Source organism: Sphingobacterium sp. HMA12 (genome assembly GCF_002933815.1).
In the GTDB taxonomy this organism is placed as follows: domain Bacteria; phylum Bacteroidota; class Bacteroidia; order Sphingobacteriales; family Sphingobacteriaceae; genus Sphingobacterium.
The window spans coordinates 2,181,595-2,197,682 of the sequence record NZ_BEYR01000001.1; the positions used below are offsets into that span (position 1 = coordinate 2,181,595).

The 16,088-nt window shown below is 39.9% G+C and carries 17 protein-coding genes and 1 pseudogene; 6 read left to right on the plus strand and 12 right to left on the minus strand.

Annotated elements, in window-relative coordinates:
• Positions 1 to 45 precede the first annotated feature (45 nt).
• From HMAT_RS09325 to HMAT_RS27570, 6 genes are all read right to left on the minus strand, one after another.
• Positions 46 to 612, minus strand: a complete 567-nt coding sequence (locus HMAT_RS09325; RefSeq protein ID WP_104382447.1) for a K(+)-transporting ATPase subunit C — start codon at positions 610 to 612, stop codon at positions 46 to 48.
• A gap of 20 nt (positions 613 to 632) precedes the next feature.
• A complete protein-coding gene (kdpB, locus tag HMAT_RS09330; protein ID WP_104382448.1) occupies positions 633 to 2,642 on the minus strand; it encodes a potassium-transporting ATPase subunit KdpB in 2,010 nt (669 codons plus the stop codon).
• Positions 2,643 to 2,664: 22 nt separating this feature from the next.
• Positions 2,665 to 4,353: a potassium-transporting ATPase subunit KdpA gene (kdpA, locus tag HMAT_RS09335; protein WP_104382449.1), complete on the minus strand. Its 1,689-nt coding sequence runs from the start codon at positions 4,351 to 4,353 to the stop codon at positions 2,665 to 2,667.
• 132 nt (positions 4,354 to 4,485) lie between these two features.
• Positions 4,486 to 4,563 carry a potassium-transporting ATPase subunit F gene (locus tag HMAT_RS27745; RefSeq protein ID WP_104383366.1) on the minus strand — a complete coding sequence of 26 codons (78 nt, stop codon included), beginning with the start codon at positions 4,561 to 4,563 and terminating at the stop codon, positions 4,486 to 4,488.
• Positions 4,564 to 4,574: 11 nt separating this feature from the next.
• Entirely contained in the window at positions 4,575 to 4,940 is a 366-nt protein-coding gene (locus tag HMAT_RS09345) for a hypothetical protein (RefSeq protein ID WP_158655686.1), read from the minus strand.
• Positions 4,941 to 4,957: 17 nt separating this feature from the next.
• Entirely contained in the window at positions 4,958 to 5,080 is a 123-nt protein-coding gene (locus tag HMAT_RS27570) for a hypothetical protein (RefSeq protein ID WP_262508752.1), read from the minus strand.
• Between the two features lie 511 nt (positions 5,081 to 5,591).
• On the opposite strand from HMAT_RS27570, the pseudogene HMAT_RS27750 reads away from it, so the two are divergent.
• Both HMAT_RS27750 and HMAT_RS09355 read left to right on the plus strand, forming a co-directional pair.
• Positions 5,592 to 5,919 (plus strand): annotated as a pseudogene (locus HMAT_RS27750) (hypothetical protein).
• Positions 5,920 to 6,047: 128 nt separating this feature from the next.
• Entirely contained in the window at positions 6,048 to 6,779 is a 732-nt protein-coding gene (locus tag HMAT_RS09355) for a DUF1080 domain-containing protein (protein WP_104382451.1), read from the plus strand.
• Between the two features lie 166 nt (positions 6,780 to 6,945).
• Here the strand turns inward: HMAT_RS09355 and HMAT_RS09360 are convergent, their stop codons facing one another.
• The 4 genes from HMAT_RS09360 to HMAT_RS09375 form a co-directional block, all read right to left on the minus strand.
• Positions 6,946 to 7,416 carry a hypothetical protein gene (locus HMAT_RS09360; protein WP_104382452.1) on the minus strand — a complete coding sequence of 157 codons (471 nt, stop codon included), beginning with the start codon at positions 7,414 to 7,416 and terminating at the stop codon, positions 6,946 to 6,948.
• 207 nt (positions 7,417 to 7,623) lie between these two features.
• The gene (locus HMAT_RS09365) at positions 7,624 to 7,941 is read right to left on the minus strand and encodes a multidrug efflux SMR transporter (RefSeq protein WP_104382453.1); all 318 of its coding nucleotides are present in this window, start codon (positions 7,939 to 7,941) and stop codon (positions 7,624 to 7,626) included.
• A 78-nt stretch (positions 7,942 to 8,019) separates the two neighbouring features.
• A complete protein-coding gene (locus HMAT_RS09370) occupies positions 8,020 to 8,577 on the minus strand; it encodes a Crp/Fnr family transcriptional regulator (protein WP_104382454.1) in 558 nt (185 codons plus the stop codon).
• Between the two features lie 35 nt (positions 8,578 to 8,612).
• Positions 8,613 to 9,140, minus strand: a complete 528-nt coding sequence (locus tag HMAT_RS09375; protein WP_104382455.1) for a DUF4269 domain-containing protein — start codon at positions 9,138 to 9,140, stop codon at positions 8,613 to 8,615.
• 7 nt (positions 9,141 to 9,147) lie between these two features.
• Between HMAT_RS09375 and HMAT_RS09380 the strand changes: the two genes are divergently transcribed.
• The 3 genes from HMAT_RS09380 to HMAT_RS09390 all read left to right on the plus strand — a co-directional run bounded on the left by HMAT_RS09380 (position 9,148) and on the right by HMAT_RS09390 (position 13,806).
• Positions 9,148 to 9,465 carry a hypothetical protein gene (locus HMAT_RS09380; RefSeq protein WP_104382456.1) on the plus strand — a complete coding sequence of 106 codons (318 nt, stop codon included), beginning with the start codon at positions 9,148 to 9,150 and terminating at the stop codon, positions 9,463 to 9,465.
• Positions 9,466 to 9,535: 70 nt separating this feature from the next.
• Positions 9,536 to 12,802, plus strand: a complete 3,267-nt coding sequence (locus HMAT_RS09385) for a carboxypeptidase regulatory-like domain-containing protein (RefSeq protein WP_104382457.1) — start codon at positions 9,536 to 9,538, stop codon at positions 12,800 to 12,802.
• A 59-nt stretch (positions 12,803 to 12,861) separates the two neighbouring features.
• Positions 12,862 to 13,806, plus strand: a complete 945-nt coding sequence (locus HMAT_RS09390; RefSeq protein ID WP_104383367.1) for an MBL fold metallo-hydrolase — start codon at positions 12,862 to 12,864, stop codon at positions 13,804 to 13,806.
• A 155-nt stretch (positions 13,807 to 13,961) separates the two neighbouring features.
• Here the strand turns inward: HMAT_RS09390 and HMAT_RS09395 are convergent, their stop codons facing one another.
• On the minus strand, positions 13,962 to 14,561 hold the full coding sequence (locus HMAT_RS09395; RefSeq protein WP_104382458.1) for a nitroreductase family protein: 600 nt from the start codon (positions 14,559 to 14,561) through the stop codon (positions 13,962 to 13,964).
• Between the two features lie 142 nt (positions 14,562 to 14,703).
• Between HMAT_RS09395 and HMAT_RS09400 the strand changes: the two genes are divergently transcribed.
• Complete coding sequence (locus HMAT_RS09400; RefSeq protein ID WP_199768582.1) at positions 14,704 to 15,003, plus strand: helix-turn-helix domain-containing protein; 300 nt, start codon at positions 14,704 to 14,706, stop codon at positions 15,001 to 15,003.
• 125 nt (positions 15,004 to 15,128) lie between these two features.
• Here the strand turns inward: HMAT_RS09400 and HMAT_RS09405 are convergent, their stop codons facing one another.
• Positions 15,129 to 16,037: an NAD(P)/FAD-dependent oxidoreductase gene (locus tag HMAT_RS09405; protein WP_104383368.1), complete on the minus strand. Its 909-nt coding sequence runs from the start codon at positions 16,035 to 16,037 to the stop codon at positions 15,129 to 15,131.
• Positions 16,038 to 16,088 lie beyond the last annotated feature (51 nt).

The window sequence follows — 16,088 nt, forward strand, 5'->3', positions numbered from 1 at the left end:
TATCGTCTTTTATGATCTTCGCTTGATCAGGCTTTTCTTTGGTATTTATTTTTCAGTCATCTGATCCAAGGCAATATTCAATTCTAGCACATTTATTTTTTCAGGCCCGAACATACCCCAAAGTGGCTTTTGCACATGTGCATCCACTAAGGACTGTAAACTATTTGCATCCATGGCTCTTGCTTTTGCGATACGTGCAACCTGTACTTTCGCTGCTGCTACGGATATATCTGGATCCAGTCCACTACCGCTTGCAGTGACAAGGTCTACAGGAACCTGCGCTTTTGATACCTCCGGATTATCTTTTAAAAATGTATCAATACGTGCTTTTACTGCTGCCAGATATTCAGGATTGGAAGGGCCTTTGTTGCTTCCCCCCGATCCTGCAGCATTGTATGCCACGGCTGATGGCCGGGACCAGAAATACGTTTCATCCGTAAAAGACTGAGCGATATTTTTATAATATTTTTGATTATGATAGCTTATAACCGCTCCTTTTCCGTGATTGGGTGCCAGTTGTGCGATCGCCCAGACAACAGCTGGATAAATGACAGCGAGAAGTACCAAGAGCACCACTGTGATCTTGATAGCTGGATATATATGTGTTTTCATTTTATTTTTATTAAAAGATATTAGATAAATAATGCGACCAGCAGATCGATCACCTTAATTCCGATGAAAGGTACGATAACGCCTCCCACCCCAAATACGAGTAAGTTTCTTCGCAACAGCGCACTTGCACCAATAGGCTTATAAGCGACACCTTTCAATGCCAATGGGATCAATAAAGGTATAATGATCGCATTGAAAATCACTGCGGAAAGAATCGCGCTCTGAGGACTGTTTAAATGCATGATATTTAACCCTTGCAGTGCTGGAATTGCTGTAATAAACAGTGCTGGTATAATAGCAAAATATTTGGCCACGTCATTGGCAATACTGAAAGTTGTCAGTGTACCACGGGTCATCAACAATTGTTTGCCGATTTCCACTACCTCAATCAATTTCGTAGGGTCATTGTCTAGGTCTACCATGTTTCCCGCTTCTTTGGCGGCTTGTGTACCACTGTTCATTGCTACACCAACATCTGCCTGAGCAAGAGCCGGCGCATCATTGGTACCATCACCCATCATGGCAACTAATCGACCATCGGTCTGCTCCTTCTTGATATAATTCATTTTGTCTTCAGGTTTGGCTTCGGCAATGAAGTCATCCACACCTGCTTTGTCAGCAATATATTTTGCGGTCAGTGGGTTATCACCAGTTACCATCACTGTCTTAATTCCCATTTTACGCAGTCTTTCAAAGCGCTCCTGAATACCAGGTTTAATCACATCCTGCAACTCGATCACGCCAAGTACCTGTTCATTTTCGGCCACGACCAATGGTGTTCCACCGTTTTGCGAGATGGCTTTCACCCGTTCGTCTGTCTCGACGGGAAATGAGTATCCTGCTTTGGTTACGATATCACGTATTGCATCTGTCGCACCTTTGCGGATACGTGTACCGGCAAAGTCTATTCCTGAGCTGCGTGTTTCGGCCGTGAACTTGATAAATACAGGTTCCTGAACACCATAACTCGTAGGTTTTACTGCTGCCAATTCGACAATGGATTTTCCCTCAGGTGTTTCGTCGGCCATAGAACTTAAAACAGCGGCACGTACCAAACTGTCCATTTCAACCGTATTTGCTGGATAAAAATTAGTCGCCTTCCGGTTTCCTATCGTAATCGTTCCAGTTTTGTCAAGGAGCAATACATCGATATCCCCTGCAGTTTCGACAGCCTTACCGCTTTTTGTGATGACATTCGCACGCAATGCTCTATCCATTCCGGCGATGCCGATAGCCGACAGCAGACCACCAATAGTCGTTGGTATCAAACAGACAAAAAGCGATATAAAGGAAGCGATCGTGATACCTACATTGGCATAGTCAGCAAACGGCTTGAGGGTCACTGTCACAATAATAAAAACCAGCGTGAACCCCGCTAATAGTATCGTCAACGCAATTTCATTTGGCGTTTTCTGGCGACTGGCACCTTCAACCAAAGCGATCATTTTATCTAGAAAGCTTTCGCCCGGTTCAGTCGTAACCTGCACGACAATTTTGTCGGATAAGACTTTCGTACCTCCGGTAACGGAACTTTTGTCCCCTCCGGCCTCACGGATGACAGGGGCAGATTCACCGGTAATGGCACTTTCATCTATCGTCGCCAACCCCTCTATAATTTCTCCATCAAGTGGTATGATGTCTCCTGCTTGACACACAAAAACATCATTTTTCTTCAACTGTGCAGAAGAAACTACCCGACCATCCTGTAGTTTAGCAGGCGTCTCCTCACGGGTTTTACGAAGACTATCCGCCTGTGCTTTTCCTCGAGCTTCGGCTATCGCTTCCGCAAAATTCCCAAAAAGCAAAGTCAGGAACAGAATGACAAATACAGTGAAATTATAACCGAGCCCGCCTTGTGAAGTTTCTCCGGTCATTATCCAAACACAAACTGCGGCCATAATCAGCGTTCCAATTTCCACCGTGAACATCACTGGATTGCAGAACATTACCTTAGGATTTAGTTTCACAAAAGATTGCTTTAACGCTTGTTGTACAAGTTCTTTCTGAAACAATGTTTGTTGATTGCTCATTTCTAAAATTTTATTATTTTAATTATTGCATGGAAAAATATTCGGCGATCGGCCCTAACGCCAATGCCGGGAAGAAAGATAGTGCCGCTATGATGACAATCACCGCAAAGACCATCATTCCGAATGTACTCGTATCGGTCTTCAGTGTACCTTCACCTTCCGGGATGAATTTCTTCTCGGCCAAAAGCCCTGCGATCGCCACCGGACCGATGATCGGAATAAAGCGTCCGAGCAACAGCACGACACCTGTAGAAATATTCCACCATAGGGTATTGTCTCCCAACCCTTCGAAGCCACTTCCATTATTTGCGGCCGAAGAAGTATATTCATATAATATCTCGCTAAAACCGTGGAATCCCGGATTGTTTAATGTAGATGCTCCCTGTGCCGGAAAAGCGGTGGCAAGTGCTGTACCAACAAGGATAAGAAACGGGTGTGCCAGTGCTACAATCATCGCAATTTTCATCTCACGGGCTTCCACCTTTTTACCCATAAATTCCGGGGTACGGCCCACCATTAATCCGCTAATAAATACGGCCAATATAATGAAAATGAAGAAGTTGAGTATTCCCGCTCCAACCCCACCATAAAATGCATTGACCATCATCGCAATAAGTTCGTTCATACCTGACAATGGCATATAACTATCGTGCATAGAATTCACTGACCCTGTTGAAATCATGGTCGTTACAATACTCCAGAAACCAGACGCAGCAGCTCCAATGCGAACTTCCTTACCTTCCATGGCGCCAAGAGAAGTGTCAATTCCCATATGTGCTAGCGCTGGATTTCCGGCTACCTCCATCCTGATATTTGGAATTGTCAGAATCAGGAAACCTATGGTCATTACAGCAAACATCATCCATGCAAACTTGCGCTTGCGGATAAAGAAACCAAACGCAAAAATCATTGCCATAGGAATTAGAAACTGAGCAACCATCTCCACCATGTTTGTCAGGTAATTGGGATTTTCCAATGGATGTGCGCTATTTGCGCCAAAAAATCCACCGCCGTTTGTGCCAAGATGCTTAATAGGAACAAATGCGGCGACTGGTCCCCTACTCACCTGCACAGTATCTCCTTGCATATTGATCATGGTATCTTTCCCCTCCATCGTCATCGGCATTCCCTGAAAGACAAATATTGCTGCAATGAGCAGACAAATTGGAAGTAGTATCCGTGTGCATGACTTGAGGAAAAACTCATAAAAGTTGCCGAGCTGCGTTGTGGTTTTATCTCTAAATGCTTTAAAAATGACTACCGCTGCCGCCATTCCAATCCCTGCCGTAACAAATTGAAGAAACATCAGCCAGATCTGCCCGAAGTAACTCACACCGGTCTCGCCAGAATAGTGTTGTAGATTACAGTTGACCAGAAAAGATATTGATGTATTGAAAGCAAGATCAGCCGACATACTTGGATTGCCATCGGGGTTTAAAGGTAAATGGCCCATATTCATCAATACGGCCATGCTCAGCAGGAACCAAACCAAATTTATCGTTAAAAGAGCGACCAAATGCTGCTTCCAGGTCATCTGCACGGTTGGATCTATGCCGCTAATTTTATAAAATAAACGTTCCATGGGTTGAAAAACAAGATCAAGCCCCGTTTTCTCGCCCGCATATACTTTGGCGATATACCTGCCAAGTGGAAGTCCCAGCAGCAATGTGATGATAAACATTGCAACGATTCCAAAAATTTCTGTATTCATTGTAGTTGTGTGATTGTTGTTTGAAAGATTTTACTGTCTACCTAATTCGAAATCTTCTTCCTGCAGAAATCTATCGCCCTGCGAAGAAACTTTGGATAAAACTGAATTCGTCTACGGTATTTTTTAGTACCGTTAAAATTTTTCGGGCCTGAGGAGTACGTAACAGATGTATCCAAAAACCAATAGTGCCACTATAAATAAAGCTGTCATTTGTCTTATTATTAATATATTGCCTGTTGCTGTCTTTTTTGAATTTCAAGAAAAGACAGCGGGAGACGGTCTTCGATCCTTGTCCATTCTTCTGCCGAGTAGATCCGTTTTAGTCCCGCCAAGGATCGTACAAATAAATTCTCCATCATGTATTTGACGTAATGGTTACCCCGGTTATATAAAGTTCCCAGAAAGTGGATATGCCGACACAATGTATCGATATTACGATCAGCGCTCAATACGCGAAGGTGGTTGACCACTGCCTGTAATGCTCCGGCAAAATTATGTTTACGAATCAGAAGGTTAATTTCCGAACGAATCTCCCTATAGTGGAGTATCAGGTACATACCTACCCGGTATTGATTTAATTTTTGCATGTTACTTTTTTCAAAATTTAACCGAGATACAGTTGATAGATCATAGTAAGTATCAAGATGATCATCACAACCTTCGCGATGCGGTCCATAGACCATTTATTTGGAGATGAATGCTCCTTATTTTCTCTTAAATCTTTCATGACTAAGGTTAACTTAAGCGTTGTTCCATTTTGTGTTTTCTTAAATTTTTTCGAAGAAATCCACCATTTTAAAAAACAACCAAAAGCCAAGCAGTCCGGTTATTATCAGTACGAGTGTTATCATTATTGTGGGGATTATTAGTAAAGATTCGTAAACTATTTCTTATCGCTCTTAGGGATATTATATCATCCCCGATCCATAAATCTGCTTCAATATGGGCGGGCTCTTTGACGATTCTTTTAATTTTCTGATCATTTCCATTTTTATATACTTTGCTCCTGTAGGCCAAACAGTATTCCATAGTTTCTAAACAAACCATAAATAACTAAAGAACAGCATATTGAAAATAAAAGACTAAAAATAAACTGATGAGACCTTATCAAAATGATAGGCTTATTTTATCAAAATGAGAATTGATTAATAGAATTAGCCATTAAAATTTTAAAAAAAAAGACAGTAATAATATGTAAATTGGACCATAAAGGTTAACTAGTAAGCGTATATAAATAAATGCAGGAAAATAAATACGGCGACCCCAAATTCTTTGAAGAATATGGCAAAATGTATCGCTCACATAGGGGTCTAGAAGGATCTGGAGAATGGCGTGAATTTCAGAAACTTCTAACAGATCTCAGAGACAAGGCTGTTCTCGATTTGGGCTGCGGATATGGATGGCACTGTCACCCAATTTTTACAGCACTGGCCAAACAGGACTAGCGGATTTAAAATAAACGCTTGTGTCGAGCCGGAACCCAGTACAGAAATGCTAGAAAATTTTCCAACAATGAAAGATGAGTTGAGAAGGCCTATGATGTTGATTATTTCTTCCGAAAAATAGAAACCACATCGGCACTTCATGTAACAAATTTGCATAAGTATCTGCATTTATAAAAGAAAGTAAACATTAAAAATTATTTTAGTAGATCAAATTCCTAAAAACACTTCATATACGACAAACTTTAAACAATGATAAACTTAAACCTATTCAAAAAAATTATTATAGCTGTCTTTATCGGCTGCCTATTCTATTCGTGTAAAAATGAGACGAGTGCTCCAAACACCTTAACTGAGAAAGAACAAAAAGAGGGCTGGCAGCTTCTATTCGATGGCACAACATTGAACAATTGGCATACGTACAACAATGAAAAAAAAGCACCGACTGCTTGGGTGGTAAGAAACGGCACAATCTACTGTGATCCGAACAACGAAAGTCAAAAATATGATCTTGTTTCCAACAGTGATTATAAGAATTACGAGTTCAAATTTGAATGGAAGCTTGAAAAGGAAGGTAATAGCGGTATTTTTATCAATGTACAGGAGCGGCCTGACATCAATGCAACTTATCATTCAGGACCAGAATATCAATTACTTGCTGACTCGCATCCCGACTTTGACAAACCGTTGAAGCGCGCAGGTTGTCTGTACATGTTTTTACCGCAACAAAATTTTGTCAATACCAAAGCAAAGGACGATTGGAACCAATCGAGCATTGTACAGAAAGATGGTAAAATCACATTCTATCTGAATGGTACGGTTACAGCAGAAATGGATTTCAATTCACAAAAATGGAAGGATCTGGTGAAACACAGTACTTTCAAAGATTTTCCAGAATTCGGTAAACATACAAGTGGTAAGCTTGCCCTCCAGGACTGGTCAAGAGGAGTCTCTTTTAGGAATATAAAAATAAAACAGTTATAGCACCTGCATATATAGCTTCAAAAGTCCTTCGTTTATAAACGAAGGACTTTTTTTGTACCTACCATTCTTTTTATCGCCTCTGGCCATTGGTTATAGAATCAACGAGTTTCGTGTTGTTTAAATAAAAATTGCTGCTACAGCATGTCACTATTGCAAATCAGCGGAGTTATCGCAAATCGATACGCGCATCTATCCAAAAATAAGATTGGTTTTTGCGAAATAAATCATCAGGTATCTGATGATTATAAATCAGCTCTTCTAAAGTATTAAAATTGTAGCGCAGCATATCGTCGTTCTTGAATTGGATAGGACGCAAAATTGCGTCTTCATCATCAATAAAAATATCGGATTCGAAAAGATTAATCTGATGCGTAGAGACCCAGGCAATGGCAGCGACTTTATCCATTTTTATTAGTGCCTTGGCAGCTTCTTGATATTGTTTCATTTCCCAAGGGAGATCTTCAGGATAATGGGAGGCGACATAATCCTGATAAATTTTTATATCTCCTATACGCAGGCATTCATTGCGAAGCAATAACCTTGTGGTATCACGTGCGAAACTGATGTACTCCGGATGCATAAACAGTCCGTATCGTTTACTATACATTGCTATCTTATCTGCCAATTCCTGCCTCATAATTTACGTACGCAACAAAAATCATCCCAACATCCTCTTTAGCAACACGTTTTGAGCCATATTATTGATTTTTTTAAAAAAAAACGGTGATTTATCTAATGTTAATGAGAACAGGTAAGGTATAAAGTCTAATATTTCATATCAGTAAAAAGAATTCTGATCGCATCTTTTTAAAAACAAAGCGATATCAGAATCCGCTGACGGCTATTAAAATATTTTTAAACCGATAATCCCCGCCACAATTAGCGTCGCAGACAAGAGCCTCAAGACATTTGCCGAGTCGCCAAAGAAGAATATTCCCACTAACAAGGTACCAACGGCACCTAATCCGGTCCACACCGCATAGGCGGTACCAATCGGAATTGCCTTCTGCGCATAAAACAATAATCCCCCACTGATCGTCATGGAGACGACAGCCAATATAATCCAGCCAAATTTATTCCCTTCTGGCTGTTGCGCCATCTTCAATCCCAAAGGCCAGCCAATTTCAAAAATACCGGCAACGAGTAATGCAATCCAATTCATTTCCAATTATTTAAATGATCTACCACAAAAGTAATCACTTGATTGACTTCATTTTTTGATGTATATCAAAATCGTTGTTTAACGCCGTATGCGACTCAGAGTTTCCTGGGTGATTCCCAAATAGGATGCAATATGACCGAGATTGACTCGATTTAGCAAATTCGGTTGTAATTTGATGAGTGAATGATAACGTTCTATGGCAGATTCGGTATGCAAAGAAAGAATACGTTCCTCCAGGACAATGCAGACTTCTTCCGCAATTTTTCTTCCAATCAGATTTAATTCTGGATATTTTCGATATAGATCATTCAGATCATCCACAGCGATCGCATAAACCTCCGAATCTTCAAGAAACTGAATATTCTCAAAAGAAGGTTTGTCCGTATACACAGGCAATATGGATCCGAAGATTTGATTCTCTTCGCCAAACCAACTATTGAGCTCCCGGCCATTTTTGAAGAAATAAGCACGAATGAGGCCTTTACTGAGCATAAAATAGCTGGATATATGCTGACCTTTTTTTAAAAAATGTTCACCCTTACATTTCGAAAAATAATTGACCCTTTGTTCGATATCCTTTTCGACTTCTTCGTTAAGATGCCCGTATCTTTTAAGTTGCTGAATTAATGGATTCATGACTAATTTTAAACGATGACTAATTCTTTTCGATACTATGTATTTCTTATCTGGTATTTTAAAAGCTCTACATAGGGATCCCCCTCAAGCTGCAATAACTGGCAAAATGCGGGCTCTGTCTTTACTCCTTTTGTTTTTAACATCCGTACTTTAGCAACAAAATCTTCGCCTTTGGCCTGGAGAATTTCATACTCTTTGATCATGTGTAAATAGCCGTTTTGCTCTTCTGTTTCTTTATCCGTAGCATATAGTTCAAAAAGGTGCACTCCAATGGAAAAACTACATACGACGACATTTTTAGCTATTCTCTCCAGCAGAAAGTTCTCAAACTGTGAAAAATCATGCCGCAGTTTCATCTCCAATTGATCAAAATTTTGGGTATATAATATTATATCCACATCACTCGTTTCAATATCTATATTGATCGGTATCGTGCCAACGACTATAGGGCTATATGCGTGAAGCCTCTGGAGTATATTGTACTTGTGAATTAGTCTATAGATATTCCTCTGTTTAATATTTCCAGTTTCCAAATATGCAATATTTCTAAAGTCTATATCCATAAGCTATATGTTCGGGTTGGCAAATGTGCGATTTAATCTCTTCTTCTGCTTAAATAGGTCTGAATATACGAAACTCAAAAAAAACGCGAAGAATAAAATAAAAACTTATCCTTACCTCTTGATGGTGGAAGGAAAAGCTTTGGACTCTCCCCAGCTTGAAACCGGAACACGTTCCCGAATGAAAATATTACATGTCAATCCCAATGAGGATCTACCACTTGATACCATTACAACTATTTTAAAGGCAGTCCTTAACCTCTATCGGGACGGAAAAATTTCCTATTCGCATTGGTCAGTGCATTTAAATAATATTTACTTAACCTAAAATCAACAATCCACCACTACCTTTACCGCGGTTTAAAAATCACCTAGTCATTTAAACAGCTACTCGACAAATGAGAAAACATTTGATTACCAGCATTTTGCTAAGCACAATTGGTACATCGATTACCTACGCGCAAAATGAAACTACCTCTGCTCTCAATGGAACGGTCAGAGAAGGGAACACGCCTATCAATGGTGCAACAATCGAAGCTATCCATTTACCATCTGGGACAAAATACACGACTTCATCGCGAATCGATGGTCGCTATAACCTTCCCAATATGCGTATCGGTGGCCCTTATCAAATCACCATAACTTATTTAGGTCATACACCCAATGTTAAGCAAATAGAAAAACTGGCATTGGGACAAAGTTCAACACTTGATATTCAGATGATCTCCAATGATCGGCTTTTGGAAGAAGTTGTTGTCGTGGGTACACGGCAGGGAAAAGTCTTCAATTCAGGACGAACAGGGGCTTCACAGAATATCTCACGCACGGCAATACAGAATCTGCCTACGCTAAACCGTAGTTTTACGGATTTTGTCAAGTTGACTCCTCAATTTTCGATGCAATATGGTAATCCATCATTTGCAGGGAGAAGTAACTTGGCAAACAACTTCACAATTGATGGTGCCTTATTTAACAATGCTTTTGGATTACAGGGAACGATCGGAAGCCAGACAAACTCTCAGCCGATCAACATGGATGCCTTTGAGGAGATCTCCGTCAATATTGCACCCTATGATGTAAGACAGAACGGTTTCACAGGAGCTGCAATCAATGCTGTCACGCGAAGTGGCACAAACGAGATACAGGGGTCATTAAATTACTATTTCAGAAATCAAGCCTTGGTTAATAAATACAATTCAGCTGGACTGAAAGCTCCCGTCAATAATTTCAACCTCAAAGGATATGGCTTTACAGTCGGCGGTCCGATTATAAAAAATAAGCTATTCTTTTTTGCCAGCGGAGAAATTGAGCGAAGGGTGGATCCGGGCACAAATTTTATCGCTTCACGCGGAGGCAACACCGGGCCCAACGTCTCAACTGTCTCAGCCGAAAAACTGGATGATCTAGCTAAATACCTCAAATCCATCGGATATAATCCCGGTTCTTATCAAGATTATCCATTAGATACACGAAGTGATAAATTTTCAGTTAAATTAGATTATAACATCGATGCTAAAAATACACTGAGTGCTAAGTATTTTTACTTTCGTTCCTACCGCGATATTCTACCCTCAAATAGCGGTGCCCCAAAAAATAATAGGCAACCCTCAAATATAAGTTTACCGTTCAGTTCAGCAGGCTACGGGATCAACAACAATATGGATAATGTAAATCTGGAGTTGCGAACACGCATCAACAGCAAATATTCCAACTCCTTGACCGTCGGATATAATGTGATGGATGATTATAGAGAATCCAAAGGTGGGCAACCTTTTCCTTTGGTTGACATTATGAATCCTGACGGCAGTAGTATGACTGCTTTTGGTTATGAACCCTTTACAGCATTTAATAGTTTAAAAACAAAAGTTTTTCAGGCTACCAATAACTTTAATATTTACGCTGGAAAACATGAAATCACTTTAGGGGCTAATTTTGAAAATTACAAAACAACAAATGGTTTTGCGCCAAACTATTATGGTGCTTATACTTTTGCCAGTCTTGATGATTTTTATAATTCTGCTGAAAGCCATGTCTCAAATGCCACCAAATACCAAGTACAGTATTCTGTATTGGCTGATGGATCTTTCCCTTATGCTCAGATTTCAGCCAACATGTTTGGTTTATATGCCCAGGATGCTTTTGCTGTAAACAATCACTTTAAACTGACGGCCGGGTTAAGGGCTGATTTCACTGACATATCATCTCCTAGTAACCTGAAGAACGATAATGTCAGCAAATTGATCTTTGATCAGGGAGAAAAAATTGATGTTTCAAAATACCCTAAAGGTACAATCCTATGGTCGCCACGAATTGGATTTAACTGGAATGTCAATGGAACCAATCAGACTCAAGTGCGCGGTGGTTCAGGAATTTTTACTGGTCGTCCACCATTGGTGTGGATCTCCAACCAGGCGGGCAACAATGGCGTTATGTTTGGATCTGAAACAATAGACAAGCCAACCAATCGTCCTTTCACACCGGATGTGGATGCCTACCGCAATGTGAACCATCAAACAGCAGCCAATAATTCAAGTTATAACCTCGCCGTAACAGCTAATAATTTCAAATTTATGCAGCTATGGCGGACAAATCTTGCGGTAGACCAAAAACTGCCGGGAGGAGTCATAGGTACATTTGAGGCAATGTATTCTAAAGATATTAATTCTGTTTATTTCCGGAATGTCAATCTAAATACGATAGATGGTACCGCTTTAAACGGTGCAGATAACCGCATGCGTTATACTACGCCACGAATATATGGTGCTGCGAAGCCTACGCCTGAAAATCCAAATATTTCGGATGCGATCATAATGTCCAATACTTCAAAAGGATATAGCTATACCTTGACTGGAACATTATCCAAAGAATTTAAAGGCGGATTTTTTGCCAATATCGGCTATACCTATACCGATTCGAGATCTGTTAATGACGGCGGTTCAATCGCCCAATCGATGTGGCGGGATCGATATGTTTCTGGAAACCCGAACAATGCAGACCTCTCCTATTCAACTTACTTAGTAAAAAACAGATTTATTGCCAATTTCTCTTATCGTAAAGAGTACTTTGACCATTTGGGAACAACATTTTCATTGTTCTATCAATTGCAGGACGGTCCGCGGTATTCTTACACCTACGGTGGTGATCTAAACAATGATGGCCTATCTGGTAACGATTTGATTTATATTCCAACTAGTAAGGAGGAAATTGCATTAGTAGGCGACAGTGAAAAGGATCTACGTACACCTGATCAGCTTTGGTCGCAATTGAATGGATACATCAACCAGGACAACTACCTCAATTCACACCGGGGCCAATATGCAAAACGTAATGCACTTGTTGGAAAGATGATCGGAACTTTAGATATCCGTATTGCTCAGGATGTATTTTTAAATGCTGGCGGAAAGAAACATCAATTGCAAATTACATTCGACGTTTTCAATTTTGGAAATATGATCAATAAAAGTTGGGGGGTGGCGCAATTTGCCAATAAAGCAAATGGGATCTTGAATTACAAAGGGCTTAATGCTCAAGGGCAACCAACCTTCTCTTTCCCTTATTTGGATGCGACGAACCAAATTCCTTTGACCAATACATTCTCCAATAGTGTCGATGAGACATCGCGATGGAGAATTCAACTTGGTGTCCGTTATCGCTTCAATCAATAAGTAAAAAATAACGTAAATTTGACCCATCCTGTTTAAGGATGGGTTTTACTTTAATTAGCATGAAAAAAATAATAGTTTCTTTATTTGCATTCTTTATATATACTTCCTCCCAAGCACAGCATTTCGATCTGATTCCATTGGGTATATATGGTGGTGAACAAGAAGACAATCTATCGGCTTATCTGATTGGAACTCCAAAAGACAGTACATTTCTTTGCCTTGATGCCGGTACAATAAATACAGGTATCCGAAAAGCGATTCAGTTAAAAAGCCTTTACGGAACAGAAGAAGCGATTCTACACAATCAAATCAAAGGATATTTTATCTCCCATGGTCATTTAGATCATTTATCTGGTTTGATTATCAATTCCCCGGCTGACAGCAAAAAGGATATTTTTGCCATAGCTCCCGTCCTTCAAATTTTACAAAATCATTATTTTATCAACGATACCTGGATTAATTTTGCTGATCAGGGCCAAAAACCCATTCTTGGAAAGTATCACTACCGTGAATTACAGGAAGGAATAGAACTTTCAGCCCAAAACACTCCATTCTTCCTGACTGCATATGAATTAAGCCATGTAAATCCTTATAAAAGCAGTGCCGTACTTGTTCGCCATGCCGACCATTATCTGCTGTATCTCGGCGATACTGGTGCTGACCGTGTTGAAAAAGCTGACCAGCTTGACCAGCTTTGGAAAAATATCGCTCCCTTGATCAAAAAAGGACAATTGAATACCATATTGATCGAGGTATCTTTTCCGAATAATCAACCCGAAAATTTGCTATTTGGTCACCTAACACCAAATCTGTTACTCGAGGAATTAAACAAGCTGAAAGAAAAAACGGAACGAGATGATCTCAAAGGGTTAAATATTGTGGTCACCCACCGAAAACCAACACGAAATAATCCTGAAATTATAAAAAATGAGCTCTTAAACAATAATCCCCTAAAAGTAAATTATATTTTCCCTGAGCAAGGCAAAAGGATTAGTTTACCTTAAACCTTCAGATGCTCTAGTACTACAACATAGAATTAGGTTAGACAAAAAGAGCCCGGTATTCTACCAGGCTCTTCAGTAAAAAATCTCTTTCCATTAATCCGTTCAACCTTTGGGGCTACTGTACTTTTTAGGCATTCCTATCCCGATAAAACAAGTTATATCGCCTGAATAATATCCGCCAAGTTTAAACGTGATTTGGCTGTTATGCTAGGCTGATTGGAGTCCTCCGCATTGCGATAGCCAATAGCAACAGCAAATAAAGTATGATATTGTTCTAGCCCTAAAATATGATCATAGCGTTCATTTTCAATACCTTCCATTGGAGTCGCATCAATATGATTTGTTGCACATGCTGCGAGAAAAAATCCCAAAGAAAGATATACTTGCTGCTTCATCCAGGATTGCACATGCTGCTCTCCCTGTGATTTCAAAAAACGATGGTAATAATTTATGGAACCTTCAGGTAGTGTTCCGTTGATCTGCTCTTCAAATCGTTGCACATCATTAAGTGCACTAAACACAACTAGGTGACTGGCCTCATTAATTTTTTCCGAATTCCAATAAGATGCATCAGCCAGTTTCGTTTTAGTCTCCCCATCTGAAATAAAGAAAAACTTCCATGGCTGACTATTGATGGAAGACGGGCTCAACCGAAGTATTTCTTTTAGTTCAGCGATCTTGTCCGCTGAAATTCTTTCCGTCGAATTATACTTCTTTGTTGTATAACGTTCTTTTGCTGTTTCTAAAAATGCCATAACATACAATTTTAAATTAACTATATTTTTTATAGTTGCAAACTTAAATATAGTGTTATATATTTGCAATAACGGTCAAATTTGATAGTAACAGATGTATTTGATAGACAATAAACAATACCCATGCAGTACAAGCCTGACAATGAAGTATATAGGCGGAAAATGGAAGGCAGTCATTCTTATCCATTTAATTGAAAAAAAACGTTATAATGAACTGAGAAAAGAATGTGCATTAATTACAGAGCGTACGTTGAGCCTACAGCTGAAGGAATTAGAAGCTGACGGTTTGGTTAAGCGCACCGTACATACCGATAAAGCCCCCTTAAAGGTAGATTATGAACTTACAGAATTTGGAAAGACACTGATTCCACTATTGGAATCTATTGCACTTTGGGGCAGAGAGACTGCAACTAGAACTGCAGGGATCCAACAGGTAAAATAATAGGCCGACTTTAACTAGATAACATAAGCTGTCAAAAGCGTTTTTAATCAGGAAGCTGCCATCTCAATTTGCTTCCTGATTAAAACTGAAATACATTGGCTGTAGCTGCTATCTGCCCGACCTGATTAGAAGCTGTCTTCGACCAATTCTTTATTGACCATCGCTCCGGCAAGATTACCTGCGGCAACGGCATTGGAAACGGACCGCATCATACTGGCATTATCGCCACAAGCAAAAACCCCCTTAACCGAAGTTTTTTGAAAATTGTCAACGACAATATGCCCCTGCTCTGTCAGGTCACAGCCTAATTCGACGGGAATACCTGAATGCTGCTTAAAAGGAAGTGCTGCATACAATGCAGCAAATGTACTTGTGCTATTATCCTCGAAAACCACTTTTTCCAGCCAGCCATTCTTATGTTGTATTTTGATAACCTCTTCTTCAATAACAGCTATGCCATGCTTTTCCAATTTCGCTAACTGTTCCTCCTCAAAATTAGCTTTCCCCGAGGTTAATATTGTCAGATCTGTCGAGAGATTATTGACCAGAGAAGCCAAATGTAAAGCTCTTTCTCCATTAGCCATAATTGCAGTTTTCTTGCCGCTGAATTCATATCCATGACAGTACGGACAATGGATAACTGAAATACCCCAACAAGCTGAAAAACCTTGAATATTGGGCATGACATCCTCTACTCCAGTTGCAAAAATTATTTTTTTTGCGCTAAAAGCTTCGCCATCTGCTGTGCTTATTTCAAAGCCATCTTTGGTTTTCTTTCCGCTCACAGCGAGCACTTGCTGAAAACGTACTGTTGGATAATTTAAGACCTGATCCTTAGCTTTTTGTGCTATTACCGATGGTTTTTCGCCGTCATGCGTAATGAAATTATGCGAATGTGGTGTTTGCCTATTACAAGGCAAACCGCTATCTATAATCAATACCTGACGTAATGAACGCCCCAAAGCCATGGCTGCTGAGAGCCCGGCATAACTTCCTCCAATAATGATTGCGTCAAAATGTTTATCGTTTTCCATCTTTATAAATTTGATTTTCGTTTCCTTAGCCATACAGTCATCTGAATAAAT